The 22,946-nt window shown below is 62.0% G+C and carries 26 protein-coding genes; 6 read left to right on the forward strand and 20 right to left on the reverse strand.

Features of this window, described 5'->3' with window-relative positions:
* Positions 1 to 37 precede the first annotated feature (37 nt).
* The 3 genes from Q1V57_RS09460 to Q1V57_RS09470 all read right to left on the reverse strand — a co-directional run bounded on the left by Q1V57_RS09460 (position 38) and on the right by Q1V57_RS09470 (position 3,356).
* On the reverse strand, positions 38 to 1,093 hold the full coding sequence (locus tag Q1V57_RS09460; protein WP_300529975.1) for a hypothetical protein: 1,056 nt from the start codon (positions 1,091 to 1,093) through the stop codon (positions 38 to 40).
* A 94-nt stretch (positions 1,094 to 1,187) separates the two neighbouring features.
* Positions 1,188 to 2,117: a hypothetical protein gene (locus Q1V57_RS09465; RefSeq protein WP_300529976.1), complete on the reverse strand. Its 930-nt coding sequence runs from the start codon at positions 2,115 to 2,117 to the stop codon at positions 1,188 to 1,190.
* An 81-nt stretch (positions 2,118 to 2,198) separates the two neighbouring features.
* Positions 2,199 to 3,356 carry an energy transducer TonB gene (locus Q1V57_RS09470; RefSeq protein WP_300529977.1) on the reverse strand — a complete coding sequence of 386 codons (1,158 nt, stop codon included), beginning with the start codon at positions 3,354 to 3,356 and terminating at the stop codon, positions 2,199 to 2,201.
* A 109-nt stretch (positions 3,357 to 3,465) separates the two neighbouring features.
* On the opposite strand from Q1V57_RS09470, the gene trmFO reads away from it, so the two are divergent.
* On the forward strand, positions 3,466 to 4,866 hold the full coding sequence (gene trmFO, locus Q1V57_RS09475; RefSeq protein ID WP_366145122.1) for a methylenetetrahydrofolate--tRNA-(uracil(54)-C(5))-methyltransferase (FADH(2)-oxidizing) TrmFO: 1,401 nt from the start codon (positions 3,466 to 3,468) through the stop codon (positions 4,864 to 4,866).
* A 9-nt stretch (positions 4,867 to 4,875) separates the two neighbouring features.
* Here the strand turns inward: trmFO and Q1V57_RS09480 are convergent, their stop codons facing one another.
* Together Q1V57_RS09480 and Q1V57_RS09485 are read right to left on the reverse strand one after the other, a co-directional pair.
* Positions 4,876 to 5,571, reverse strand: a complete 696-nt coding sequence (locus Q1V57_RS09480) for an SDR family oxidoreductase (RefSeq protein ID WP_300529981.1) — start codon at positions 5,569 to 5,571, stop codon at positions 4,876 to 4,878.
* 78 nt (positions 5,572 to 5,649) lie between these two features.
* A complete protein-coding gene (locus tag Q1V57_RS09485; RefSeq protein WP_300529983.1) occupies positions 5,650 to 6,465 on the reverse strand; it encodes a squalene/phytoene synthase family protein in 816 nt (271 codons plus the stop codon).
* Positions 6,466 to 6,563: 98 nt separating this feature from the next.
* On the opposite strand from Q1V57_RS09485, the gene Q1V57_RS09490 reads away from it, so the two are divergent.
* Both Q1V57_RS09490 and Q1V57_RS09495 read left to right on the forward strand, forming a co-directional pair.
* Positions 6,564 to 7,181 carry a superoxide dismutase gene (locus Q1V57_RS09490; RefSeq protein ID WP_300529985.1) on the forward strand — a complete coding sequence of 206 codons (618 nt, stop codon included), beginning with the start codon at positions 6,564 to 6,566 and terminating at the stop codon, positions 7,179 to 7,181.
* Positions 7,182 to 7,258: 77 nt separating this feature from the next.
* Positions 7,259 to 8,548, forward strand: a complete 1,290-nt coding sequence (locus Q1V57_RS09495) for a serine hydrolase domain-containing protein (RefSeq protein ID WP_300529987.1) — start codon at positions 7,259 to 7,261, stop codon at positions 8,546 to 8,548.
* Positions 8,549 to 8,610: 62 nt separating this feature from the next.
* Here the strand turns inward: Q1V57_RS09495 and Q1V57_RS09500 are convergent, their stop codons facing one another.
* The 5 genes from Q1V57_RS09500 to Q1V57_RS09520 all read right to left on the reverse strand — a co-directional run bounded on the left by Q1V57_RS09500 (position 8,611) and on the right by Q1V57_RS09520 (position 13,303).
* Entirely contained in the window at positions 8,611 to 9,219 is a 609-nt protein-coding gene (locus tag Q1V57_RS09500; protein WP_300529989.1) for a urate hydroxylase PuuD, read from the reverse strand.
* A gap of 79 nt (positions 9,220 to 9,298) precedes the next feature.
* Positions 9,299 to 10,255 (reverse strand): protein translocase subunit SecF, encoded by a 957-nt coding sequence (secF, locus tag Q1V57_RS09505; RefSeq protein WP_300529991.1) that lies wholly within the window; start codon positions 10,253 to 10,255, stop codon positions 9,299 to 9,301.
* A 16-nt stretch (positions 10,256 to 10,271) separates the two neighbouring features.
* Positions 10,272 to 11,936 carry a protein translocase subunit SecD gene (secD, locus tag Q1V57_RS09510; RefSeq protein WP_300529993.1) on the reverse strand — a complete coding sequence of 555 codons (1,665 nt, stop codon included), beginning with the start codon at positions 11,934 to 11,936 and terminating at the stop codon, positions 10,272 to 10,274.
* A 26-nt stretch (positions 11,937 to 11,962) separates the two neighbouring features.
* Positions 11,963 to 12,262, reverse strand: coding sequence for a preprotein translocase subunit YajC (gene yajC, locus Q1V57_RS09515; RefSeq protein ID WP_300529994.1), 300 nt, complete (start codon positions 12,260 to 12,262; stop codon positions 11,963 to 11,965).
* A 117-nt stretch (positions 12,263 to 12,379) separates the two neighbouring features.
* Positions 12,380 to 13,303, reverse strand: coding sequence for a M23 family metallopeptidase (locus Q1V57_RS09520; RefSeq protein ID WP_300529996.1), 924 nt, complete (start codon positions 13,301 to 13,303; stop codon positions 12,380 to 12,382).
* A gap of 165 nt (positions 13,304 to 13,468) precedes the next feature.
* On the opposite strand from Q1V57_RS09520, the gene Q1V57_RS09525 reads away from it, so the two are divergent.
* Positions 13,469 to 14,176 (forward strand): methyltransferase, encoded by a 708-nt coding sequence (locus Q1V57_RS09525; RefSeq protein WP_300529998.1) that lies wholly within the window; start codon positions 13,469 to 13,471, stop codon positions 14,174 to 14,176.
* Between the two features lie 4 nt (positions 14,177 to 14,180).
* Here Q1V57_RS09525 and Q1V57_RS09530 read toward each other — a convergent pair whose 3' ends face one another.
* The 10 genes from Q1V57_RS09530 to Q1V57_RS09575 all read right to left on the reverse strand — a co-directional run bounded on the left by Q1V57_RS09530 (position 14,181) and on the right by Q1V57_RS09575 (position 22,103).
* Positions 14,181 to 14,822: a protein-L-isoaspartate(D-aspartate) O-methyltransferase gene (locus tag Q1V57_RS09530; protein ID WP_300530000.1), complete on the reverse strand. Its 642-nt coding sequence runs from the start codon at positions 14,820 to 14,822 to the stop codon at positions 14,181 to 14,183.
* A gap of 12 nt (positions 14,823 to 14,834) precedes the next feature.
* Positions 14,835 to 15,629, reverse strand: a complete 795-nt coding sequence (surE, locus tag Q1V57_RS09535; protein WP_300530002.1) for a 5'/3'-nucleotidase SurE — start codon at positions 15,627 to 15,629, stop codon at positions 14,835 to 14,837.
* A 155-nt stretch (positions 15,630 to 15,784) separates the two neighbouring features.
* The gene (gene tatC / locus Q1V57_RS09540; RefSeq protein ID WP_300530004.1) at positions 15,785 to 16,591 is read right to left on the reverse strand and encodes a twin-arginine translocase subunit TatC; all 807 of its coding nucleotides are present in this window, start codon (positions 16,589 to 16,591) and stop codon (positions 15,785 to 15,787) included.
* Positions 16,588 to 17,007: a Sec-independent protein translocase protein TatB gene (tatB, locus tag Q1V57_RS09545; RefSeq protein WP_300530006.1), complete on the reverse strand. Its 420-nt coding sequence runs from the start codon at positions 17,005 to 17,007 to the stop codon at positions 16,588 to 16,590. Before tatB ends, tatC begins: the two co-directional genes overlap by 4 nt.
* 3 nt (positions 17,008 to 17,010) lie before the next feature.
* Entirely contained in the window at positions 17,011 to 17,232 is a 222-nt protein-coding gene (locus Q1V57_RS09550) for a twin-arginine translocase TatA/TatE family subunit (protein WP_300530008.1), read from the reverse strand.
* Positions 17,233 to 17,300: 68 nt separating this feature from the next.
* Positions 17,301 to 18,137, reverse strand: coding sequence for an SMC-Scp complex subunit ScpB (gene scpB / locus Q1V57_RS09555; protein ID WP_300530009.1), 837 nt, complete (start codon positions 18,135 to 18,137; stop codon positions 17,301 to 17,303).
* The gene (locus Q1V57_RS09560; RefSeq protein WP_300530011.1) at positions 18,130 to 18,948 is read right to left on the reverse strand and encodes a ScpA family protein; all 819 of its coding nucleotides are present in this window, start codon (positions 18,946 to 18,948) and stop codon (positions 18,130 to 18,132) included. The genes scpB and Q1V57_RS09560 overlap by 8 nt, the downstream gene beginning before the upstream one ends.
* A 1-nt stretch (position 18,949) precedes the next feature.
* Positions 18,950 to 19,966, reverse strand: coding sequence for a beta-N-acetylhexosaminidase (nagZ, locus tag Q1V57_RS09565; RefSeq protein WP_300530013.1), 1,017 nt, complete (start codon positions 19,964 to 19,966; stop codon positions 18,950 to 18,952).
* Positions 19,963 to 20,823 carry an SPOR domain-containing protein gene (locus Q1V57_RS09570; protein WP_300530015.1) on the reverse strand — a complete coding sequence of 287 codons (861 nt, stop codon included), beginning with the start codon at positions 20,821 to 20,823 and terminating at the stop codon, positions 19,963 to 19,965. Before Q1V57_RS09570 ends, nagZ begins: the two co-directional genes overlap by 4 nt.
* Before the next feature lie 89 nt (positions 20,824 to 20,912).
* Positions 20,913 to 22,103: a deoxyguanosinetriphosphate triphosphohydrolase gene (locus tag Q1V57_RS09575; protein ID WP_300530017.1), complete on the reverse strand. Its 1,191-nt coding sequence runs from the start codon at positions 22,101 to 22,103 to the stop codon at positions 20,913 to 20,915.
* Positions 22,104 to 22,183: 80 nt separating this feature from the next.
* Between Q1V57_RS09575 and erpA the strand changes: the two genes are divergently transcribed.
* Together erpA and Q1V57_RS09585 are read left to right on the forward strand one after the other, a co-directional pair.
* Positions 22,184 to 22,513: an iron-sulfur cluster insertion protein ErpA gene (gene erpA, locus Q1V57_RS09580; RefSeq protein ID WP_300530018.1), complete on the forward strand. Its 330-nt coding sequence runs from the start codon at positions 22,184 to 22,186 to the stop codon at positions 22,511 to 22,513.
* 61 nt (positions 22,514 to 22,574) lie between these two features.
* Positions 22,575 to 22,928 (forward strand): DUF1428 domain-containing protein, encoded by a 354-nt coding sequence (locus Q1V57_RS09585; protein WP_300530020.1) that lies wholly within the window; start codon positions 22,575 to 22,577, stop codon positions 22,926 to 22,928.
* Positions 22,929 to 22,946 lie beyond the last annotated feature (18 nt).

Genomic DNA, 22,946 nt, shown 5'->3' on the forward strand with positions numbered 1-22,946 from the left:
CTGTAACAACCGGGCCGCGTATTGGACGTTGTAGCGATCAGCCTTCGCTCGGGCTAGCCCCGGCCGGGTGATCGGCACCGAGAACCGGTGCATCCTCTTCCGGAGCCTCGCCGCCAGCGCGGTGACGCACAGCGTTGTAAGCGCCCACCCCGTGCCAGAAGCCCTCAAGGACGATCTGCAACAGATACATCAGGGTTCCACCGATCAGCAGCGGCACATAAACGGCCGGATCGGAGAGCGCGTTCTGCAGCGTGGCAAAGACTTCCTCGACGGTCGGCTCTGCGCCATGGCCCAGATAGGTGAACTCTTCGATGACCGGCATCATGGCGCCCAGGAAGCTCAGTTCGAGCACAAAGCTGATCACTCCGCCGATGATCACCGAGAGCACCAGGACCACGAAATAGGACAGCAGTGTCGGGAAGAAGACGCGATCGGTCGCTTCCCAGCTCTCGAAGAAGCGGAATTTGCGGTCGTGCACGGTCAGCGCCGGCGCGACGGAGAGTTTGACGGCAACGAAGAGAACCGACAGGGCAATCGCGACAAAGCCGAAAAACATGATCAGACCGAAACCAAGGCCACCGGCGAACGTATTGTCGCCGCTCGCCGCCAGCATGCCGCCGCCGGCGACGCCGAAGGTCACCATCACCATGATGACGCCGAAATACATCGCAATAGCGACAACAAAATAGAGCAGGTTGACGCCAAGCAGGCGGAATTCGTCCCCGCCCAGGCGCAGCGGAATCACCGCCGCCATCGGCCGCTGGGTCAGGAACCGCATCCAGGCGCCCTGGAAGGACAGGCTCGCCAATATCGCCAGGATGATGCCCCAGCTTACACTGGCCAGCACACCAAAGACCGAGGAGAGAATGACCATGGCGGCCTCCTCATCGGAAACACTGCCATTCTCCAGTTCGACGACGGCCGCAATCAGTTCCTTATGCGCCGGGAAGAGGAAGGCCAGCATCAGGGCGATGATCGCGCCTCCGACCAGCATCTGCCAAAGGGAAATCCAAAGCGCACCGGCCGGATTATCGCCGAAGCGTTTGAAAAACCAGAATATCCCGCTACCGAGATCGAATTGCCTGTCGCTCATAATGTCCCCCCTCTGACGAAGCTCCTAGGCTTGCCAGTGTTACCGATCAAACGGAAAACAAAAGGGGGAATTGGCGACCGGGTGTCCCGTGCGCTCAGTCCTGTGCCGGCGCAGCCACACGGTGCCGGTAGATATAGGCGTACAGGCCCGACATCACCGGATAATTGATAAAGGCCATCAGCCCGAACCAGCGCATATACTCACCCAGCCGCTCGAACCCGGCCGGTTGCGGCATGGTATCGGCAACGGTCACAGTACCGCTCAACAGACGCTCTCCGGTCAGCAGGCTCAAGACCTCATAGATCGCGACCTCCACCAGCAACAAGGGCAGGCTGGCGAGCAGGATCGCGGCGGCAATGCGCCAGGCCTGCCCCTTGGACAGCGGCCAGATGCTCAGCACCAGGATTTTCTGCTTGTCGATCGTGGCAGGCAGCGCCAGCGACAGGCGCGCAGTGAGCCAGACCATCATCGCGGCACAGCCGAGACCGGCAATGATCAGTACGCCGGCATCCATGGCGGTGAGGTAGGACATGGCCTCGATGAGATCGAAACCGCTCGCCTCCGGATCAATACCGGCACGCGACAGCGCGCCGCCCACAAGCGCACTCAAAAAGGCCAGCCAGAACATGAAAACAAGGACGAAAACGACCAGAGTCAGCACCGACATCAGGACCGAAACGATGAAAGTCCGGAACTCGTCGGCGCCCACTTTCAAATGCAGCCAGCCGGAATAATCGCCCCGCACAGCCATACGGAACATGGCCGAGGTCAGCGCCACCGAGGTAATCAGATTGATCAGGGTAAGCCCGAAACCCAGCGTCGACAGGGCCGAGTTCTCGGTTCCCTCCGGCCCCACCTGCATCAGCAGGATCAAGAGCGCTGCATAGGACAGCGTATAGGGCGCGGCCGCCATAATGGCGTGGCGCCAGTGCGATACAAAAAAGGCGTAAGCCGCGGCAACGCTTTGCAGGATCGGCACAGGAGCCGGGTTCAGCGGCGCTTGGTTCTGGGCGTTGGAAGTCATGTCACCTCGCTTTGCCCCGTTAAATAGACGGGGCGGCCCGGAGGCAAGATTTGACGTCAGTATGTCGCGGCGCTAGCCGGTCTAGTCCGGCGCGAGGACGAAGCGGTACTGCATGGTATAGCTGGGCGTTGCTATCGGCTCCCCATCCAGCATGGCCGGCTCGTATCGCGTCTCTTCGGCCGCCCTGATTGAGACCCGCTCGAAATACCCTTCCGGCATGGCAAAGGCGACCTCAACATTCTCCGTCTCCCCTTCCGGGGTAATACCGAAACGAAGAATAACCACGCCTTCAGCGCCTCGGTCTGCGGCCCTTATGGGATAGGTTGGGTGAACCCAATTCTCTCGCGGCAATTGCGGCGGAGTAGCGCCTTCCGGAAGCGAACTCGGGAAGACCTCGTCGCCATTGCTCGCAGCCATGTGGAAACGGTGCGATGCAAGTCGTTCCATGACCCGATCGCGGGTTGGGTCATTGGAGCGCCCGCTATCGGCCAGCTCGGCGACCAGACGCGATAATCCGAAGGTATGAATTGCGTTGGCGCTCTGGGGATTGATCAGCTCAAACGCATCGGCTGACAGCCGCATATAATAGGCCGCTTCTTCATGCTCCCGGCGCACAAGCTCTGAAAGACCGACGAAATAATAGGCTCGCGCAACGGCAAAATTCGCCTCGACTTGCTGTGCTTCAAACCCTTCCACCGCGGCGCGGGCCGGACGGCGCAGATCGCGCAGCGAACCGCGCTGGAAGCGAAGCTCGGCGTTGAGGTAATTCGCGTCGGCATACAGCACCGGGTTGGCCGCCAACAGCCCGTCGACATCGCCAAACTCGTCAATTGCGCGATTGGAGCAACGCGCGGCCTCTTCGAGATCGCCTGCGCGCATGACCGAAAGGGCAGCATTGTGCCAGCGCCAGCCGGCAATCATCCCCTCTTCTTCACTCTCACGAGAGAGCTCGGCTGAGGCGCGCCAGTGTTCGTAGGCCATTTGGTTCTCACCCAGCTGCTGGGCGTAGAAACCGACATTCTCAGCCAGGCTGGCCCGCGTGAAGCTGTCGAGATCGGCTTGGCGGGCGGCGCCATAAACCGCACGGGCCGCCGCAAGCGCTGCTTCGGCGTCTCCGCCCTGCTCTGCGGCGACATATACCCGGTAAAGTTCGGCCACATTGGGCGGCAGTGCATCCTGAGCGCCAGCCGGCCAGGACAGGCTGATCGATGCGACAAAGGCCAGAAAAACACCCCGCATTCGACCACCTCCCCAAGTTGGGCGAAGCCTATCATGCAGCTTATTCGGGTCAATCCCTGCCCCGTCGTGCTGCCGCCGCGCGCTTGACAGCCTGCCAGCCCGGATCGATATGCCGGGCATGACACATTCACAGATCAAACCTGTTCACGTCATCGGCGGCGGCATGGCCGGCTCCGAGGCCGCCTGGCAGCTCGCGAGCGCCGGCGTTCCCGTTATCCTGCACGAGATGCGCGGCGTGAAGGAAACCGAGGCCCACAAGACCGATGGGCTGGCCGAGCTGGTATGCTCCAACTCCTTCCGCTCGGACGATCACCAGACCAATGCGGTCGGCCTGCTGCATGAAGAAATGCGCCGCTGCAATTCCATCATCATGGCCGAGGGCGATAATCACCGCCTGCCCGCCGGCGGCGCCCTCGCCGTCGACCGCGACCGCTTTTCCGAGGCGGTCACAAAACGTCTGAGCGAACACCCGCTTGTGACCATTGAGCGCGAGGAAATTCCAGCCTTGCCGCCGGAAGAGTGGGACAGCGTTATTGTCGCCACCGGCCCGCTGACGTCGGAAAGCCTGTCCGAGGCGATCCTGAAGGAAACCGGTGAAGGCGAGCTCGCCTTCTTTGATGCCATCGCACCGGTGCTCTATCGCGACAGCATCAATATGGAAAAAGCCTGGTTCCAGTCGCGCTATGACAAGGGTGAGACCGAGGCCGACCGGACCGCCTACCTCAATTGCCCGATGGATGAAGAGCAATACAACGCCTTCATCGACGCCCTGATTGACGGCGACAAGACCGAATTCAAGGAGTGGGAGGAGAATACCCCCTATTTCGAAGGTTGTTTGCCGATTGAAGTGATGGCCGAACGTGGCCGCGAGACCCTGCGCCATGGTCCGATGAAGCCCGTCGGCCTGACCAATCCGCATCAGCCGGATATCAAGCCGCACGCCATCGTCCAGCTGCGCCAGGACAATGCGCTGGGCACGCTATTCAATCTGGTCGGCTTCCAGACCAAGCTGAAGTACGGCGCCCAGGGCGATATCTTCCGCATGATCCCGGGCCTGGAAGAGGCGCGCTTTGCCCGTCTCGGCGGCATTCACCGCAACACCTTCCTCAACTCCCCCAAACTGCTGGACAAGCAATTGCGTCTGAAGTCCCAGCCGCGCCTGCGTTTCGCCGGCCAGCTGATTGGCGTTGAGGGTTATGTCGAAAGCGCCTCCATGGGCCTTCTGGCCGGGCGTTTCGCGGCAGCCGAGCGGCTCGGTCAGTCGATCGCGCCGCCGCCGGAAACAACGGCTCTGGGCGCACTGATCGAGCATGTGACCGGTGGCCATCTCGATGCCGGCAAGGGCTCCTTCCAGCCGATGAATGTCAATTTCGGCCTGTTCCCGCAAATGCAGGCGCCCAGTCGCGATGAAGAGGGCAACCGCATTCGCGGCAAGGCCAAAAGCGTGGCCAAGAAAAAGCTGATGTCAGCGCGGGCGCTCGACGACCTCGCAAACTGGTTGCCGGCCTGAACCGTTTGACTACCAGGCCAGGTCTTCGCCGCTGATGTGGAAGAAACGGCCACTCATGGCGGGCTGTTTGAAGGCACGGGCAATCAGGTCGAGCTGAGCGGAAACGCTTTCCGGCGCGGTCATCAGACCATTGGGGCCGCCCATATCCGTGCGCACCCAGCCCGGGTGCAGGATCAGCACCACGATATCGCGATCCTTGAGGTCGATGCTCAAAGACTTGCCGACAGCGTTAAGGGCCGCCTTCGAGGCGCGATAGCCATAGGCGCCACCACTGTCATTGTCGCTGATCGAGCCCATGCGGCTGGATTGCAGGGCAATGACCTTCATTTCCGAGGCCGCAACCTGGTCGGCGAAGGCCTCTACCAGGGCCAGCGGGGCGAGCGTGTTGACGCGCATTTCTTCCATGAAGCGCTCATTCGCCGCCGAACCGAAGCTGCGCGTCTCGCGCGTCATCATGCCGGCATTGGCAAACAGGAGATCGATGGGAGCGCTCACCCGCTGAGCCAGAGCTGCAGCAGACCCCAGCTCCATGGCGTCGTAGGTTTCCAGCACCAAACGCCCATCGCCCGGGTCCAGCGCCTTGAGGTCGTCCGCTGCATCGGGGTTGCGGCATGCCGCCGTGATCGTCCAGCCGCGCTCAAGCAGCTGCCGGGTATGTTCCAGGCCCAGACCGCGATTGGCGCCGGTGATCAAAGCATGGGGCATGTGGTGTCTCCTGTCTCGATTCCGTGACAACCTATTCCAATTCCGCCGCTTGTCAGCCTTTTGTACAGTGAACAGCGTCTAGCGCCCTGTCAGTGACAGCCAGCTCAAGCGCAGCTGACGGGCCAGGAGGGGCGGTTCAGCGGCGGTCTGGAACGGGTTTTCCGGCAAGCGTTTGAGATAGCCTGGAACCAGCCGGACATAGCCCAGCGCCGGCACGGTCTCGGCCGGCAATTCCCCCTGCTCCGCAAGCGTCGCCAATTCGGCATGAATGACGGCGCGAACATCTTCCAGCGCCGGCTTGATCAGGTTTTCACCCAGCCCCTGCGCCAGCATGGCGGCGCTGCCGCCGGCTTCGCTCAGCGTATCGCCGGCGAGCGGGGCGCGGCCGATCTGCGCCCGGTGCGGAAAGGCCCGCAACAGGCCGGTCAGCCCCCAGGCGCGCCCGGCACTGCGGCTCAAGGCATCATCGGCTTGCGCGTCGCTGACAGCCAGCGCCAGCCGCATGAGCGTAACCGAGGTCCGGTCGACATAGGCGATGAGGTCACCCAGATCCGTGAACGGGCGCGCCGTGACATCGTCGAAACGCGCGGCGATCATGTCCAGCAGATCGTCCTTGGGCACGATGCCGGTCAATGTCGCCAGGCCTTCAGTCACGTCATGACGGCGCACCTTCGGGGTATCGGCATAAAGGTCTTCCACGGCATCGCGCCACCAGGTCAGCTTCATCTCGCCGATCAGGCTCTCCGACGTGGCCTCGGCGATGCGTGCGATGTCCTGATTGAAGGCATAGAGCGTGAACAGCCGCTCGCGAATCTCGGCCGGCGCAAACAGGGCCGCCATGCGCCGATCAGGATCGGACTTTTGTAACAGAGCGTTGAAATCTTCAGTTGGCATCAGTTGCTCCTGTGGACAGGCGCCACACACACCCCATATGGACAGGGACGAACCGGTTCCGCCGGATATTCCCCATCTTGTTTGCCTGTGAGGTTCCCATGGCTTTTACCCTGCCCGAACTGCCCTACGCCAAAGACGCGCTTGCCCCTCATATCTCCCCGGAGACGCTCGATTTCCACCATGGGAAGCACCACAACGCATATGTGGGCAAGCTGAATGGTCTCATCGAGGGCACCGATCTGGCCGATAAGAGCCTCGAAGACGTCATCCTGGCCTCGGCCGGCGACGCCTCCAAGGCCGGTGTTTTCAACAATGCAGCCCAGATCTGGAACCATACCTTCTACTGGCACTCCATGGCCCCCAATGGCGGCGGCGCACCGACCGGTGAACTGGCCGAACTGATCGATCGCGATTTCGGCTCGCTGGACGCTTTCAAGAGCGCCTTTGCCGATGCCGGCGCGACCCAGTTCGGTTCCGGCTGGGCCTGGCTGGTGCTGGCCAATGGCAAGCTGGAAGTGCGCAAAACCCTCAATGCGGAAACCCCGCTGACCGAGGACGGTGTTACCCCGTTGCTGACCATGGATGTCTGGGAGCACGCCTATTATCTCGACTTCCAGAACCGCCGCCCGGACTACATCACCAGCTTCCTCGACAATCTGGTGAACTGGGACTTTGCCGCCGCCAATCTCGCGGCAGCCAAAGAAACCGCTGCATAGCGCAAGCAACGGGTCGCCAAGACCCTACTGGCGCTCTAGGTTTCCCTCTGGTCGATAATATTCCCAGAGGGAAACCCATGCTGCTCCGTCTTGGCACTGTATTGGCGAGCGCACTTCTGCTCGCCAATTGCTCCCCGGCGTCCACCGCCGATCTCCCGGCTGAAACCACTGCTCCGGTAGCGATCCAGCCCGTCCTCAACCTGCAACCGCTCGGCGCGCTCGAAGCCCAGCTTTCCGCCCTCGTGGAGAGCGGTGCCCGCCCGGGCTATGCCGTCATGGTCGCGGTCGGTGAGCAGGTTTTCCATACCAGCGAGGTGGGTCTGGTCGATATCGAGGCCGGCCTGCCGATGACCGTCGACAGCCCGATCCGCATCGCCTCCATGACCAAGCCGGTCACAGCACTGGCGACGATGATGCTGGTCGAGACCGGGCAGATCGGGCTGGATGACCCGGTGTCCCAATACATTCCGTCCTTTGCCGATGTCCGCGTTGCGGTCTCGCCGATGGCGAATGAAGCAGGGGAAATCGAAACCCGCGCACCAGCCGGTCCGATCACCATTCGCCAGCTGCTCACCCACACGGCAGGCGTCGGGTATATCTTCGAAGCCGAGACGGATCTGGGCCGCCTCTATCTGGAAAACTCGCTCTATAGCGGCGATGGCGATCTCGCGGCGCGCATGGACCGGCTGGCGGAACTTCCGCTCTATGTCGATCCGGGTGACCGCTGGATCTATTCCTATTCCAATGATGTCCTGGGACGTGTGATCGAGGTGGCGTCCGGCGAGACGCTGGCGGATTTCATGGAGAACCGCATCTTCACCCCGCTCGCCATGCACAATACCGGCTTCTTCTTCGACGATGTCGCCTTCGATGAAGCCGACATGCCGCCGCTCTACATCCACGATGAAACCGGCGCCATGACGGTCTTTGACCAGCCCAATCCCGATTGGGCCTCGGGCGGAGGCGGCCTAGTCTCGACCGCCTCGGACTACATCCGCTTCGCCATGATGCTTGCCAATGGCGGCGCGCTGGGTGATGTGCGCCTGATCAGCGAGGCAAGTTTGCAGGAGATGATGTCCCCACAGGTGAGCCGTGAACAATTGGGCGAAGGCTGGGAAGGCGCCAGCTACGGCTATGGCTTCGCGGTGGTCATCCCGCCGGCCGAGGGTGAGCAGCCGCAGGGCATTCCCGGCGATGTCAGCTGGGGCGGTTATTTCGATACCGACTTCGTCGTCATCCCCTCGCAGCGTATTTCCGCGGTGATCATGACCCAGATCCAGCCCGGGCCGCACCGGCCCGAGCCGCGCTCCAGTGCGGTCTTCCGGCCGTATCTCTATCAGAGCGTGACGGCCGCCCAGCCCGAATAACCCGTCCGAATGAAAAGGCCCGCCAATCGGCGGGCCTTTTCAATTCTTATGCGTGCTCTGTCCTAGCCGAAAAGCGTCTGTGCCATCGACATGGCCACCAGCATCGGGAAGGACAACAGCGTATTGGTGCGCGAGAACAGCATCGCCGTGCGGGCCGCTTTCGGCTTGGCGTCAGCGTCGGCGTCCACAATGCCCAGGGCAATCTTCTGGTTTGGCCAGATCACGAACCAGACATTGAAGGCCATGATCAGCGCCAGCCACATACCGATACCGATAAAGGAATATTGCGGCGTATAAGCATCCGCGATCAGACCCAGGCTGAGAACCTCAACCATATAGCCGCGCAGGGCCGCAACGATCAGACCGGTGAGTACTGTGAAGGCCGCACCCCAGCGGAACCAGAACAGGGCCGCAGGCGCGATCACCTTGCCGATAGCCGGCTTCTGTTCGTCCGGGATATTCGGCATGTTCGGGATCTGCACGAAGTTGAAATACCAGAGCAGCCCGATCCACATGATCCCGGCGACCACATGGGTCCAGCGCGCGATCGCCTGCCAGAGCGCAGGGCCAGCATCGACCCCGCCCCAGATGACATAGGCCGCCACCAGCAGGATCGCGATCAGTATGGAAACATGTACCGTAGTACGCAGATTGGTCAGAATTGCAGCCATGAGGCCCCTCCCCGAGGAATCAAAGTCCTGTATCGGGGAGGGAAATTAGCCGAATTCGCCTCTCAGGATAAGCCCTGCTCTATTGCTCTTCGCCTTCGCCGTCCTCGCTGGAGCGCGCAACATTGAGGCTGAGCAGCAGGGGAACGGCAACGAAGACCGAAGAATAGGTACCGATCACGACGCCCCAGATCATCGCCAGGGAGAAGCCCTTCAGGGCCGACCCACCAATTAGGTAGAGCGAGAACAGGGCGATCAGCGTCGTGACAGAGGTCAGGATAGTGCGCGAAAGCGTGTCGTTAAGCGACAGGTTGAGCACTTCATCCAGTGGGCGTTTCTTGTACTTGCGCAGGTTCTCCCGGATGCGGTCATAGACCACAACGGTGTCGTTCATCGAATAACCGACAATGGTCAGGATCGCTGCAACGGTCGCCAGATCAAAGGTCATCTGGGTGATCGCGAACAAGCCGATCGTGGCGATGACATCATGCGTCAGCGCCAACACGGCACCGATCGAGTAGGCCGGCTGATCGAAGCGGAAAAGGATGTAGATCAGCATCAGGACCAGAGCCACGACGATGGCAATAATCCCGGTCTGGATCAGTTCGCCGGAGACCGCTGCACCGATCACGGAATCATCGCGCAGCTCGATACCGGGGAAACTCGCGGCCAACGCTTCGCGCAGCGCCAGGCCTGCGGCCTGCTGAGCCCGTTCCGCCTCGATGCCCTCACCGGGCTGTAGCGGCAGGGTCACCATGACACTACGGACTTCGCCGGCTGCGGCGCGAGCGGCTTGAATCTCCGATTCACCGAAACCCAGCCCGTCTGCGACGGCGCGCAGCTCATCGGCCGGAACGTCGGTCATCACTTCCAGCTGGATACCGCCACGGAAGTCGATACCGAAATTGATACCGAGGCCGAAATAGGTGCCCACGGAGCCGAGCATCAGGGCGATGGAGACGAGCAGCGCCATGCGGCGCATCCGGATGAAACCGTATTCTGTGCCGGTGGGCAGGTATTTGACGAGAGCAAAGGACATTGTCTGATCCCTCCCCTTAAAGCGGCAGCTTGGTCGGCTTCACGGTCCGCAGCCAGGTGACGGCCAGCAGACGCGAGAAGACGAAAGCAGTGAAGACGGAGGTGACAACGCCGATACCCAGGGTGATGGCGAAACCACGGACCGGACCGGCGCCGAGGAAGATCAGCACCAGGGCAGCGATCAGCGTCGTGACGTTGGCATCAAGAATGGCCGCGCCGGCGCGCTTGTAACCGCCCTCGATCGCCAGCATGGGTGAGCGCTTGTAGAGCCGGACTTCCTCACGTATTCGCTCGAAAATCAGCACGTTGGCGTCCACAGCCATACCAATGGTCAGGATAATCCCGGCAATACCCGGCAGGGTGAGCGTTGCTCCGAGCCCCGACAGCGCCCCGAGGATCAGCACGACATTCACCAATAGCGCCATGGTCGAGAAAATCCCGAACACGCCATAGGCAGCGAGCATGAAGATGATGACGCCGACGAAGCCGATAATGATGGCGATCCGGCCGCTCTCGATCTGGTCCTGACCAAGGGTCGGGGAAATGGTGCGGCGGTCAACCGGCGTCAGCGAGGCAGGCAGTGCGCCGGCGCTGAGCAGGATGGCCAGGTCATTGGCCGTCTCATAGCTGAAATTGCCGGTAATGATGCCGGAGCCATTGAGGATCGGGTCGTTGATCCGCGGATCAGTAATCACCTCATCATCGAGCTTGATGGCGAAACGGCGGCCACGGAAATTCCGGGTCGTATCGGCAAAGATGCGCGATCCCTGCGGGTCGAAACGGAAGGACACCGCCGGAAGACCGGTTTTCGGGTCCGTGCTGACACCCGCATCGGTGAGGTTTTCACCGGTCAGGAGCTCGCGCGATTCGATCACCACGAAGCCCCCGCCATTGGACGGCGAGCGGCGCACAATCTGGCGTCCCGGAGGAACGCGGGCTTCGCCATTGGGACCGGGGTCGATCCGGTCATCAACCATGTGGAAGGTCATCACCGCCTGGGACGTCACCAGATCAATAATGCGCTGCGGGTCATCGGCACCGGGGACCTGGACCAGCACCCGGTTCTGGCCCTGGCGGGCGATCGTCGGATCATTCGTTCCAAGTCCGTCGAGACGCCCGCGGACCACCTCGATCGACTGGGCGATGGTGCGGTCCTGGATCGACTCAAACTGGGCATCGGTGATCGACATGCGGATTTCATTCGGCGTGTCGTCGCTGAGCGATGCGAAATTGAGCACGTTCTCCTGCACAAAACTCGTCGCGGTCGGCTGGGCCTGAACCGGACGCTGCAGGGTCTGCAGGCGGTCATAGGCCTCCTGGCGATCCTGCGGGCGGATCACCAATACCACGACCTCGTCACCGATCACGGTCACGGACCGATACAGGCGCGGGCCATCGCCCTGCATGGCCACTTGCGCATCCTCGCGCAGGGCCGCCAGCTGACGCTCGCGCACCTCATTCATATCGACCTGGAAGACGATATGAGACCCGCCTTGAAGGTCGAGGCCGAGATTGACCGACCGGCTGGGGATATAGCCCCAGATGCCCTGTGCGACCGGCTCACCCGCAGCGTTGGGCTGATAACGCTGTGCCTCGGGCACGAGATTGGGAATGGAATACATCACGCCCAGGGCAATCGCCCCGATAATTGCGAGAAGCTTCCAGCGGCCGAAATAGAGCATGGCGGAAGACCTGGAGGTTTGGAGACTTAGTTTTCGGCGTCGTTGGCCGGCTTGGGCTCGGTACGGCCGCGCACATCGATGACGGTCTGCTTGACGACCTTCACCTTGACGCCATCGCCGAGATCGAGCGTGACCTCGGCGTCGGCGACTTTCGCGACCTTGCCGATCAGACCGCCCTGGGTGACGACTTCATCGCCCTTCATCAGCGCTTCGAGCATCGAGGTATGCTCTTTCTGGCGCTTTTGTTGCGGACGGATGATCAGGAAATAGAAGACGGCGATCATCAGGCCGAACATGACGATCATGTTCATGATTTCGGGATTCATGGGCGATCTAAGCTCCGCATGCATGCCGGCAGGCGCCGGCGGGAAAAGGTTGCGCGGGACTATATCGGTGTGAGGACAGCTTGCAACAAGCCCAAGCGGTAGAAAGCGTGTGAGAAATCAGCGCAAATGCCGCATCGGGTCTTCCGGATTGACGCCGCGGCGGATTTCAAAATGCACTTGCGGCGAATCCACCGTGCCGGAAGAGCCGGCTTCGGCAACCACTTGGCCGCGTTCGACCTGGTCGCCCTCGCGCACCAGAAGGCGGCGATTATGGGCATAGGCGGTGACGTAGCCATTCGAGTGGCGCAGCAGGATAAGCTGCCCATAGCCGGCCAGTTCCGAGCCGGCATAGACGACCTGTCCGGCCGCAGAAGCCCGGACCTCGGTCCCGGCGCTGACCTCGATATTGATGCCGTCATTGCGACCGCCGCTCTCGGTACGGCCGAAACCGGAAATCACCCGGCCGCGAACAGGCCAGTCGAAGCGCGGGGCGTTGGCCGCCGGCTCACTTCTTTCCACCCGGGCATCACGCCGGCTCGTGGCGCGCGGACGCGACGGGCCTGATGTCGAACGGGTCGAGGTGCTGGCCACCTGGGTTCCGCGGGGCAATTGGATCTGCTGACCGACTTCAATGGCATAGGGCGCGCGGATACCGTTGTGCGAGGCCAGCGTCTGGAACGGAATATTGTAGCGCAGCCCGATGCGATAAAGATTTTCACCCCGCTGGACGACATGCACCGGCGGGCGGGGCATGGACAGCGATTGACCGACGCGCAGCGTGTAGGGCGCGTTGAGACCGTTGGCACTGGCGAGCTCGCGCAGGGGCACCCCGCACCGCTCGGCCACCTCTGACAGCGTATCGCCGGAACGGACTGTATAGCCGTTGCGGCAATCGCGATTAATCGGCCGTGCGATGCCCGAGCGGCTGGTGTTCTCCACCGATCGATAGTCCACGCGTGCAGGCTCACGCGGCGTCGAGGCACAGCCCGCGAGCACGGTAGACACCACCGCAAACACACCGATGAGGACGGACAAACGCATCGACCGGAACACACCTTTCGGACAGATCAAACACAAATTCCTGGCCATCAAGCCAGAGAAGGCTTAACCGGCGGTTATCCATGCCCGCCCCCCGGGCTCGAACTTTTTCCATTGCATCGCCAACCTGCAAATTTAATCCTGTAACCTGTAGTTGGGAGACCGCGCATGTCCCGATCGGCCTATTGGCGCGACCATGTCGGCAAACCGTTTGAGGTCAGATTTCCGCTCCCGGCGCTCGCCCGGCGCGGCGCTTTCGCGGCAAACGAGGCGCGCTCGGTCGAGAGTGGCCTGCAAATCCTTGACCTGATCGAGCATGAGCGCTCTTGCACCGGGGCCCGCATCCTCGACTTCGGCTGCGGGGTGAAAATCGTCCAGGCGCTGATCCAGCGGGATGCCCCGCAGGCTTTCTATCTCGGCATTGACGTCGCGCCGCAGGTCATCGAAACCCTGAAACACGAGCTGCATGACAATCCGAAGTTCGAGTTCCAGCTGGCGAATTATCGCAATGAAATGTACCGGCCCAATGGCGAGCCGATGTCGTGCGAAAACGGCTTTGGGCCAACGCAACGCGATTTCGATATTCTGACCATGTTCTCCGTCGTCACCCATCTCGACCCGGACGATAGCTACCAGGCCCTCAAAGGGTGCCGGTATCACAGCGCCGAGGATGGCCGCGCCATTTTCACAGCCTTCATCGATCCCGAGTTGGAGAACGATTTTGTAGACGTAGTGCCTGACCGCCCCCTGCTGATCGCCGCCTACCGCAAGGAATACCTGACCGAGATCATCAACGCGGCGGGCTGGGAGATTATCGCCCATCGCGCCCCGATCCACGCCTTGACGCAGGACTGGTTCGTCTGCCGCCCTGTGTGAGCGGTTACAGCGCCTTGGCTTCGCCTTTCACCAGCGGCACGAAGCGGACATCCATCAAGTCCTGCTCGTGGATGCCATCATCGTCTCGCATATAGCGCACGAGAACCTGCCGCCCGGGCCGGTCGACCGGAGCGATCGCGATACCGCCCAGCTTGAGTTGTTCAAGGATCGTGTCGGGCCGCTCCGGTGCAGATGCGGTCAGGATGATGCGGTCGAAGGGGGCCTGCTCGGGCCAGCCCTTGGACCCGTCCCCGATACGCGTGACGACATTGGTCAGACCGAGTGCGGCGAAGCGCTGTTCGGCTTCCTTGGACAAGGTGCGATAGCGCTCAACCGAGTAAACCCGCCGGGCGAGGCGTGACAGGATCGCCGCCTGATAGCCTGAACCAGTGCCGATCTCGAGCACCTTGTCGCGATCCCCGAGCTCCAGCGCCTGGGTCATCAGGGCGACAATAAGCGGCTGGGAAATGGTCTGGCCGCAATCGATCGGCAGCGGCCGGTCATCATAGGCCTGGTCATCAAAACGCTGCGGCACAAACAGGTCCCGGGGCGTGCGCTCGATGGCGCCGAGCACAGCCTTGTCGGTCACCCCGCCGCCGCGCAGCGACATCACCAGCTGGATCATGCGCGGATCGGGCATAGTCATCAGCTTGGCTTCCTAGTGCTTCGGCGGGACGCCGCCCAGCATGCGCTTCAAACTGCCCAGAGTCTCGCCATGGGTGAGGTCCATATGCAGCGGCGTGACGGAAATCTTGCCGTCATAGATCGCCTTGAGATCGACGCCCTCCGGCGGGTTAGACAACAGCCCCTTGAAGCCGAACCAGTAATAATCCACGCCGCGCGGATCGGTGCGCTGCTCGGCATGCAGAATGTCCTGATCCCGGCGGCCCTGCCGCGTGACCTCGACCTCATGCACATCATCCGGCTTGCGATCGGGGAAGTTGATGTTGATGAGAACATCGTCCGGCCATTTCAGATCAAACAGCCGGCGCAGGATGGGCGCACCATATTGTTCGGCGGTTTCCCACTCGATCGGGTCGCCCTTCTTGAAACCGTAAGCCTGGCTCAGCGCCACCGAGGGAATGCCCAGCTGCATGCCCTGCATGGCGCCGGCCACGGTACCGGAAAAGGTCACATCCTCGGCGATGTTCTGGCCGCGATTGACCCCGGACAGGACCAGGTCGGGGCGTTTGCCGGGGATAATGTCCTGGACGCCCAGGAGCACACAATCGGTCGGGGTGCCTGTAACCGAATAGCGCCGCTCATCCCACTGCCGGATGCGCAGCGGGTCATGCAGGGTCAGGGAACGCCCGGCCCCGGACTGTTCCTCGTGCGGCGCGACGATCCAGATATCATCGGAGAGCTCCCGCGCGATACGCTCCAGCGAGACCAGACCGCGGGCGCGGATACCATCATCATTGGTCAGGAGAATGCGCGGATTGTCGGGGATCATGGCAGGCCTTCCAAACTGTTTGCATCGCTTCTAGCGCAAATCAGGATCAAGGCTAGCCATCCAGCGCTGTGCAAAGCGGGAAAACAGGTCCCCAGACCGAGACAAGCCCGCCCGCTCGCCAGGCCTGCAAGCCAAGACCGCCAGTCAGGCCAGCGTTACTCCGCCCCCTCGTCCACCTCATCGCGCTCCATCAATTTCATGGCGCCGATGGAGAGGAAGTAGAGCAGCAAGAGTGCGCCACCGAGCAGGATCTGGCTGACCGGATCGGGCGGCGTGGCAAAGGCTGCGAAAAGGGCGATGCCAACGACCGCAAAGCGCCAGCCCTTGAGCATGGTTTGCGAGCGAACTAGCCCGGCCTTGGCCAACAACATCATCAGGATCGGCATCTGGAAGGAGATCCCGAAGACGAGCATCAGCGTGGTGATCAGATTCATGTAATCCGACACGTTGAGCAAAAGCTCGATCGACAGGCCTGTACCGCTGCCGACCTGTTCCTGGCCCAGCGAAAACCGCATCACCATTGGCAGGACGATGAAATAGACAAAGGCCACACCCAGCCCGAACAATCCCGGCGACAGGATCATGAAGGGCAGGAAGGCGCCGCGCTCATTATTGTAGAGTCCGGGCGCGACAAAGCCGTAGATCTGCCAGGCGATGACCGGGAAGATGACAATGATCGCGGCAACCAGGGCCAGCTTCAAACGGACGAAGAAGAACTCAAGGGGGGCGAAGAAGTTCGCCGTGAGTTCCAGCTCTTCAACCGGCACGCCGCGCGTCGCCGCAGCAGCATCGCGATAGGGCAATAACAGCCATTCATAGAGCGTGTTGGAAACGATGAAGGCGCCGATAAAGGCGACCAGCAAAAAGCCGATAATCAGTATCAGGCGCTGGCGCAGCTCGATCAGATGCTCCATCAGCGGCGCCCGGCTGGCCTCGACCTCGTCTTCTTCAACCGTACTCATTTGGATTGATCGCCATCCTCGGCGGGCGTAGCAGGGGCCGGCGTGACAGCGGCCGGCTTCTGACCGCCCTGCGCCTTGCGGGCCATCAGTTTTTGTTCGAACGGATCGGCCTTGGACATTTTCAACTGACGGATTTTCTCGTCCTGGGCTTCCAGCGCGACCTGATCCAGCTCACCGCGAATTTCCTCGATCGGATTGGCCTTTTTCAGGGCCTCGATTTCCTTGCGCAGCTCCGACAGCTCGGTCTCACGGCCGATTTCCTCGAAACTGTGCTGGAACTCACGGGCCATGGCCCGGGCCTGGCCGACCATACGGCCAACGCGCCGCATCAATACCGGCAGCTGCTGGGGTCCAACCACAACCAGGGCCAGGACCAGCACCACCAGCATTTCCGGCATGCCGATGCCGGGGCTCATCGCTTAGCTCCCGGTCTTTTCGTCTTCGCGGGACTTGTTATCGATGGCGCCGGCCTGTTCTTCACCGTCCTGGCCATCGGTCTCGTCGTCTTCGCGCAAGCCCTTGCGGAAGCTGGTGATGCCCTTGGCGAAATCCCCCATCACGGCAGCAATCTTGCCGCGACCGCCGAACAAGACTGCAGCCAGAAGAACCACAATCAGGATTTGCCACATACCTGGAGCCATCTGCCCCTCCGTCTCACCAATTACCGTTTAGGTCTAATGCAGACACACGCTCGCGTCCAACCCCTGCCTCAGGAGGTTTCGCCGCCATTGTCATCATCGCTTTCCATGAAATCGATGTGGAAGGCGTGTGCCTCTTCCTCATCCATGGGGTCTTCCTGCAAGGTCAGTTCCTCTGTGCGGGACGGATCGGGGATCTGAAAATCCGCCGGGATACGCGCATCGAGGAGCCCGGCTGCCTTGAGATCGCTCTGGCCGGGAAGGTCTCCGACAGAGGGCAGGCCGAAATATTCGAGAAATTGCGGCGTGGTGCCATACGTCACCGGCCGCCCCGGCGAGCGCCGGCGGCCGCGCGGGCGCACCCAGCGCAATTCAAACAGCAGATCGAGCGTGCCCTTGGAGACCGCGACGCCGCGGATTTCCTCGATTTCGGCGCGGGTTACCGGCTGATGGTAGGCAATGATCGAAAGGGTCTCAAGCGCGGCCTGGGACAGTTTGCGCGGCTCCTGGCGAACCTCTTCCAGAGCACCGGCAAGATCCGGCGCGGTCTCGAAGCGCCAGCGCCCGCCGACTTCAACCAGGCGGACACCGCGCTCGGCATAATCCGCTTCCAGCGTCTTCAACAGCAAAGGAATATTGGCTTCAAGCGGTAGACGGCCGATCAGCGTTTCTTCATCGAGCGGTTCGGAGGCGGCGAACAAGAGCGCTTCGAGCACGCGCAGATATTGCTTCTCGGTATCGACGGCGAGGCGAACCCCCAGCGCCTTGGCCGCTTCCTCATCCTCCAGCGCAGAGGCAGGCCCCTGGCGTGACGCCTGCTCGCGCAGCGCCGCAATGGCATCGGAAATCGGGTCGCTGTCCGGCTTGTCCTCGCCGGAACCGCCCTCGCCGCTTTCGTCGTCACGCATTCGGGGTCTCGTTGCGCTCCGCCGCTTTCACATAGAGCGGCGCGTAGGTCTCACGCTGTCGCAATTGCGCCTGACCTTCCTTGGTAATCTCCAGGGCCGCAAGCATGGAGCTCGCGCGCACTGAGCGCAAGGGCGGCGGGTCAGCGCCGAGTTCACCGCCCGCCGGGAGCAGGCTTTCCAATTCCTGCCAATCGGAGACATCGGGCATCATCCGCACGAGCCGGCTGCGTGCGGCTTCAAGCCCGTAGACTTTCGGCGTCGGCGGCCGGTAGGTCGCCAGGATCCGGGCCGAGCGGCGCTTGGCATAGGCGGCGAGCAGATCATGCAAGTCCGCTTCATAGATGACGGATCGGGTCGAGCGCACGCCTTCCGGTGCGCCACGCATGAAGACGTCGCGTTCAGCCAGGGGCCGGGCATAAAGCGCCTCTCCGGCCGCCCGCATGGCGTCGAGCCGGCGCAGACGGAAGGCCAGGGCCGCCGCCATTTCCTCCGCCGGCGCCTCGTCATCACCCTTGGGCGGCTTGGGCAGGAGGAGTTTGGACTTCAGGAAGGCGAGCCAGGCGGCCATGACCAGATAATCGGCAGCAAGATCGAGACGCTTGCGCCGGGCTGCGGCCATGAATTCGAGATACTGCTCGGCCAGTTCAAGGATGGAGATCCGGGCCAGGTCGATCTTTTTCTTGCGCGCCAGCGCCAGGAGCAGGTGGAGCGGACCTTCAAAACCGTCCAGATCGACCACGAGCGCTTCCGTCTCCGCGCTTTCGGCGGCTTCAAACCGGACGACTTCCTCGAACAGGTCGCTCTCTGCCAAATCAAACCTCGATCAGATCAAGAAGACTATTGAGACGCGATTCGGTTTCACTGGCGTCAATGGGCTGGGCTTTTCCACGGGCATCCAGGGCCGTATCCGCGCGTTCCAGCGCCTGCCCCTCGAGGGTCACTGCCGATTCCGCGACCGCCTGCATCTCGGACATGTCGCCATTGCAGTGCAGCAGCATATCGCAGCCGGCCCGCAAGGACGCCTCGCCGCGATCCCGGAAACTTCCCGACAGTGCCTTCATCGACAGATCATCCGTCATCAAAAGACCGTCAAAGCCGATCTCGTCACGAATAATGCCCTGCACCATGTCCGGCGAGGTGGTCGCCGGCTGACCCGCATCAATCGCGCTGTAGATAATATGCGCCGTCATCGCCATCGGGGCATCATTCAATCCCTGGAACGGCGCGAAGTCGGTTTCGCGCAGCAAGTCGGCTTCGGCATCGACGACCGGGAGTTCGAGATGGCTATCGACCGAGGCGCGGCCGTGACCGGGGATATGTTTGATGATCGGGGCCACACCGCCGGCGATCACGCCCTCCATGGCCGCGCGGCCAAGATCGATGATCGGCTGCGGGGTTTCGCCCAATGCCCGGTCGCCGATAATGGCATCCGCCCCCGGCACGCGCAGATCGAGACACGGCACGCAGTCGACATCGACACCGACAGCCCGCATTTCCTGCGCCATCAGGTGATGATTGAGCCGGACCGCCTCAATCGCGGCCTCCGGTTCGCGCAGATAGAGATCGCCATAGGGCTGGGCCGGCAGCATTTCGCGCCAATGCGGCGGGCGCAAGCGGCGCACCCGGCCGCCCTCCTGGTCGATCAGCACCGGCGCATCGCGGCCCACGCAATCGCGCAGCGACATGGTCAGGCGGGCGAGCTGTTTCGGCGTGTCGATATTGCGGGCGAAGACGATAAAGCCCCACGGATCGGCATCACGAAAAAAGGCCCGCTCATCCGGGCTCAGTTCGAGCCCGGCAAAGCCATAAATGACCGAGCGCGCGCTCATCGGCTGCGAACCAGGCAGTCTTGCCCGCGCGATTGCAGGGTCGAGCAGAAGCTTGTCGCTGCATCACGCGAGGTAAAGGCGGCAATCCGCAGCCGGTAATACGTGCCCCGGCCTTCAATCTCGGCCGCCTGGACATCCGGGCCAAGCCCTGAAGCGATATCGGAGAAACGCCCCTGGAAGGCGAGCCAGGCGGCTTCAGCTTCGGCTTCGGCGCGGAAGGATGCGATCTGGACAACCCAGCCGCCCGTCGCGCTGACACCATCGGCACGCGATTGCGCCGGAGCGGGCTCTGCCACTTGTGTTTCAACAACCGGTTCGGGATCAGGCTGACGCTGCGGCGCCGGCTCGGTCTGCGGCGGCGTTTGGGTTTGCGGTTGCGGCGCCGGGCGTTCGGGCGCCTGCCGCGGCGTGACATCAGGAGCCGGTTCGGCTGCGACCTCGGCCGGCGCCTGCGTTGCATCGGCTGTCACCGTTTCAACCCGCAGCGCAGGACGGGTTTCTTCCAGCGGTTCTTCCGGCGTCGGCCGCGTCTGGACATTCTCGGGCTCGTCGGAGTCGCCGCTCAAGCGGTTATAGACATCGAGATCGGTGTCAGGCGTCTGCTCGCCGCCGGGATCTGCCGGCCGTTCGCGATAGGGCTCGACATCAGCGACGATCCGCGGCGCACTCTCGCGCTCGCGCGTGCCCTGTTCGAAGGCTTTGTAGACGACAGCAGCGAACAGCAAGATGACGAACACCGCCGTGGTCAATAGAAGAGTGCCGCGGCGGCTTTCCTCCTCGCGGGCGTCAAAGGTCTGGAATTCATCCGCTGGCGGCGCATAGGCGCCAATGCGGGAGTCCTCATCCTGATCCGTCATAACTCGCTTTGCCTGCCTCTAGATCCCGAATCGTCCGGGCTGCCAGTAAGATAGCACTTGCATGCTAGATCGCTCACGTCCGCCGCAGCCTAAAAATATCCCTGCACGGTAAACAGTCGCCGATGTTCCTCGACCGCATACCGGTCCGTCATGCCGGCGATGTAATCGCAGATCACCCGCGCCCGCGCCTTTTCGTCCAGATCCTGCATCTTCAGCTGGATGTCCGTGGGCAGGACACCAGGGTCGTTGAGATACAGGTCGAACAGGTCACGCATGACGCGGCCAGCCTGGCTCATCATCCGGTTGACCTTGTAGTGCGTGTACATGTGGGCAAAGAGATGGCGGCGCAGAACCGCCAGGGTTTCCAGCATGTCCTCGGAGAAGGCGACAACCGGCTGGCCGAGCTTGCGCAGCTCCTCATAGGAGCCCGGCTTGTGCTCAGCCAGGCGCCGGCGGGTCTCTTCCAGGACATCGCCGACCATCAACCCGATCAGCTCCCGCACCGCCTCATGGATTTTCACCGTCTCGGCCAGATCGGGCCAGCGCGCCTCGATGCGGTCGAAAATACCCCCGATGAGCGGGATTTCGCGCAGCGGCCCAAGCTCGAGCAGGCCGGAGCGGATCCCGTCATCAATATCGTGATTATTGTAGGCGATATCATCGGACAGTGCCGCAATCTGCGCCTCCAGCCCGGCATGGGTGTCGAGCTCGAGATTCTGCCAGTCGCCATAATCCGTGAAGGCCCAGGGCAGGTCTTCCGGTGCGCGGCCCGGACCGATCAGCGGCCCGTTATGCTTGACCACGCCCTCGAGGGTTTCCCAGGTCAGATTGAGACCTTCAAACTCCGGGTATTGCACCTCCAGCTTGGTCACCACCCGCAAGGTCTGAGCATTGTGATCAAACCCGCCAAAGGCCTGCATCCGCTCCGCCAGAACGCGTTCGCCCTCATGCCCGAAGGGCGGATGCCCGAGATCGTGCGCCAGGGCCAGCGCCTCGGCGAGGTCTTCATCTGCGTTCAGGGCACGGGCCAGGGTGCGGGCGATCTGGGCCACTTCCAGCGAATGCGTCAGTCGCGTGCGATACTGATCGCCCTCATGGGCGACGAAAACCTGGGTCTTTTCTTTCAGGCGCCTGAAAGCCGCGGAATGGATGATCCGGTCACGGTCGCGCTGGAACGCGTTGCGCATGGCACTGTCGGGCTGTGCGTACAGGCGCCCCCGCGAATGCGAGGGATGACAGGCATAAGGCGCGCGCGAGCGGTCGGTTGCCGCAATTCTCATCAGGGTCAGGTCTTTCTAAAACGGGATGGAGGGTCCATATAAAGGACAAAGCCCGTAACGGAAATGCCAACGGAAACAAGATGACGGTTCAGGTCTCCCTCTCCGCCTCTGCAGCCAAGCAGATCAATACGATTATTGCCGCCCAGAATGATGCCAACCTTTTGCGTATCGGCGTCGTCGGCGGTGGATGCTCCGGTTTTTCCTACACGTTTGATCTTGACAAGGAGGTCGCGTCCGATGACCTGGTCATCGAGCGTGACGGCGCCAAGGTCGTGATCGACGAAGCCTCCCTGCCCTTCCTGGACGGGTCTGAAATCGATTATGTCGACGAGCTGATCGGCGCGGCTTTCAAGATCACCAATCCGAATGCGACCGCTGCCTGTGGCTGCGGGACCAGTTTTTCGGTCTGACGCAATACTCGCCATCGCATTGAAATCATTCTAGGCTCGCCCGAAATTCGGGAGGAGCAGGATGCAATACGTCGATGTCTACATCGCCGCGGTACCTATCGAGAACAAGGCCGCCTACATCGCCTTGGGCGAGGCCAGCGCGCAGATCTTCAAGGATGTCGGTGCGCTGATGTGCGTCGATGCCTGGGAAGACGATGTGCCGGAGGGTGAGCTGACCTCCTTTTCCATGGCCGTGCAGCGCAAGGACGGCGAAGCCATCGCCACCGGCTATGTCGTCTGGCCGGACAAGGAAACCCGCGACAAGGGCATGCTGGCCATGCGCGAGGACCCGCGCATGACCGACCCCAGCTTCACCCCACCCTTCGATGGCAAGCGCCTGATTTTCGGCGGCTTCCAGAAAATCGTCGACCTTTAGCCTGACCGAGTTATTTGC

This window comes from Maricaulis sp., assembly GCF_030149425.1.
GTDB lineage: Bacteria > Pseudomonadota > Alphaproteobacteria > Caulobacterales > Maricaulaceae > Maricaulis.

Excerpts from the sequence above, each read along its gene's own strand:
- secD (WP_300529993.1), bottom strand. The coding sequence starts at position 11,936 with ATGCTCTATTTCGGCCGCTGGAAGCTTCTCGCAATTATCGGGGCGATT.
- Q1V57_RS09500 (WP_300529989.1), bottom strand. The coding sequence starts at position 9,219 with ATGGCTGCAATTCTGACCAATCTGCGTACTACGGTACATGTTTCCATA.
- Q1V57_RS09520 (WP_300529996.1), bottom strand. The coding sequence starts at position 13,303 with ATGCGTTTGTCCGTCCTCATCGGTGTGTTTGCGGTGGTGTCTACCGTG.
- Q1V57_RS09525 (WP_300529998.1), top strand. The coding sequence starts at position 13,469 with ATGTCCCGATCGGCCTATTGGCGCGACCATGTCGGCAAACCGTTTGAG.
- Q1V57_RS09570 (WP_300530015.1), bottom strand. The coding sequence starts at position 20,823 with ATGACGGATCAGGATGAGGACTCCCGCATTGGCGCCTATGCGCCGCCA.
- tatB (WP_300530006.1), bottom strand. The coding sequence starts at position 17,007 with ATGAGCCCCGGCATCGGCATGCCGGAAATGCTGGTGGTGCTGGTCCTG.
- secF (WP_300529991.1), bottom strand. The coding sequence starts at position 10,255 with ATGTCCTTTGCTCTCGTCAAATACCTGCCCACCGGCACAGAATACGGT.
- Q1V57_RS09485 (WP_300529983.1), bottom strand. The coding sequence starts at position 6,465 with ATGCCAACTGAAGATTTCAACGCTCTGTTACAAAAGTCCGATCCTGAT.
- Q1V57_RS09470 (WP_300529977.1), bottom strand. The coding sequence starts at position 3,356 with ATGCGGGGTGTTTTTCTGGCCTTTGTCGCATCGATCAGCCTGTCCTGG.
- Q1V57_RS09575 (WP_300530017.1), bottom strand. The coding sequence starts at position 22,103 with ATGAGAATTGCGGCAACCGACCGCTCGCGCGCGCCTTATGCCTGTCAT.
- Q1V57_RS09480 (WP_300529981.1), bottom strand. The coding sequence starts at position 5,571 with ATGCCCCATGCTTTGATCACCGGCGCCAATCGCGGTCTGGGCCTGGAA.
- Q1V57_RS09465 (WP_300529976.1), bottom strand. The coding sequence starts at position 2,117 with ATGACTTCCAACGCCCAGAACCAAGCGCCGCTGAACCCGGCTCCTGTG.
- Q1V57_RS09490 (WP_300529985.1), top strand. The coding sequence starts at position 6,564 with ATGGCTTTTACCCTGCCCGAACTGCCCTACGCCAAAGACGCGCTTGCC.
- trmFO (WP_366145122.1), top strand. The coding sequence starts at position 3,466 with ATGCCGGGCATGACACATTCACAGATCAAACCTGTTCACGTCATCGGC.
- Q1V57_RS09585 (WP_300530020.1), top strand. The coding sequence starts at position 22,575 with ATGCAATACGTCGATGTCTACATCGCCGCGGTACCTATCGAGAACAAG.
- Q1V57_RS09530 (WP_300530000.1), bottom strand. The coding sequence starts at position 14,822 with ATGACTATGCCCGATCCGCGCATGATCCAGCTGGTGATGTCGCTGCGC.
- Q1V57_RS09495 (WP_300529987.1), top strand. The coding sequence starts at position 7,259 with ATGCTGCTCCGTCTTGGCACTGTATTGGCGAGCGCACTTCTGCTCGCC.
- surE (WP_300530002.1), bottom strand. The coding sequence starts at position 15,629 with ATGATCCCCGACAATCCGCGCATTCTCCTGACCAATGATGATGGTATC.
- scpB (WP_300530009.1), bottom strand. The coding sequence starts at position 18,137 with ATGCGTGACGACGAAAGCGGCGAGGGCGGTTCCGGCGAGGACAAGCCG.
- tatC (WP_300530004.1), bottom strand. The coding sequence starts at position 16,591 with ATGAGTACGGTTGAAGAAGACGAGGTCGAGGCCAGCCGGGCGCCGCTG.
- nagZ (WP_300530013.1), bottom strand. The coding sequence starts at position 19,966 with ATGAGCGCGCGCTCGGTCATTTATGGCTTTGCCGGGCTCGAACTGAGC.
- erpA (WP_300530018.1), top strand. The coding sequence starts at position 22,184 with ATGACGGTTCAGGTCTCCCTCTCCGCCTCTGCAGCCAAGCAGATCAAT.
- yajC (WP_300529994.1), bottom strand. The coding sequence starts at position 12,262 with ATGAATCCCGAAATCATGAACATGATCGTCATGTTCGGCCTGATGATC.
- Q1V57_RS09550 (WP_300530008.1), bottom strand. The coding sequence starts at position 17,232 with ATGGCTCCAGGTATGTGGCAAATCCTGATTGTGGTTCTTCTGGCTGCA.
- Q1V57_RS09460 (WP_300529975.1), bottom strand. The coding sequence starts at position 1,093 with ATGAGCGACAGGCAATTCGATCTCGGTAGCGGGATATTCTGGTTTTTC.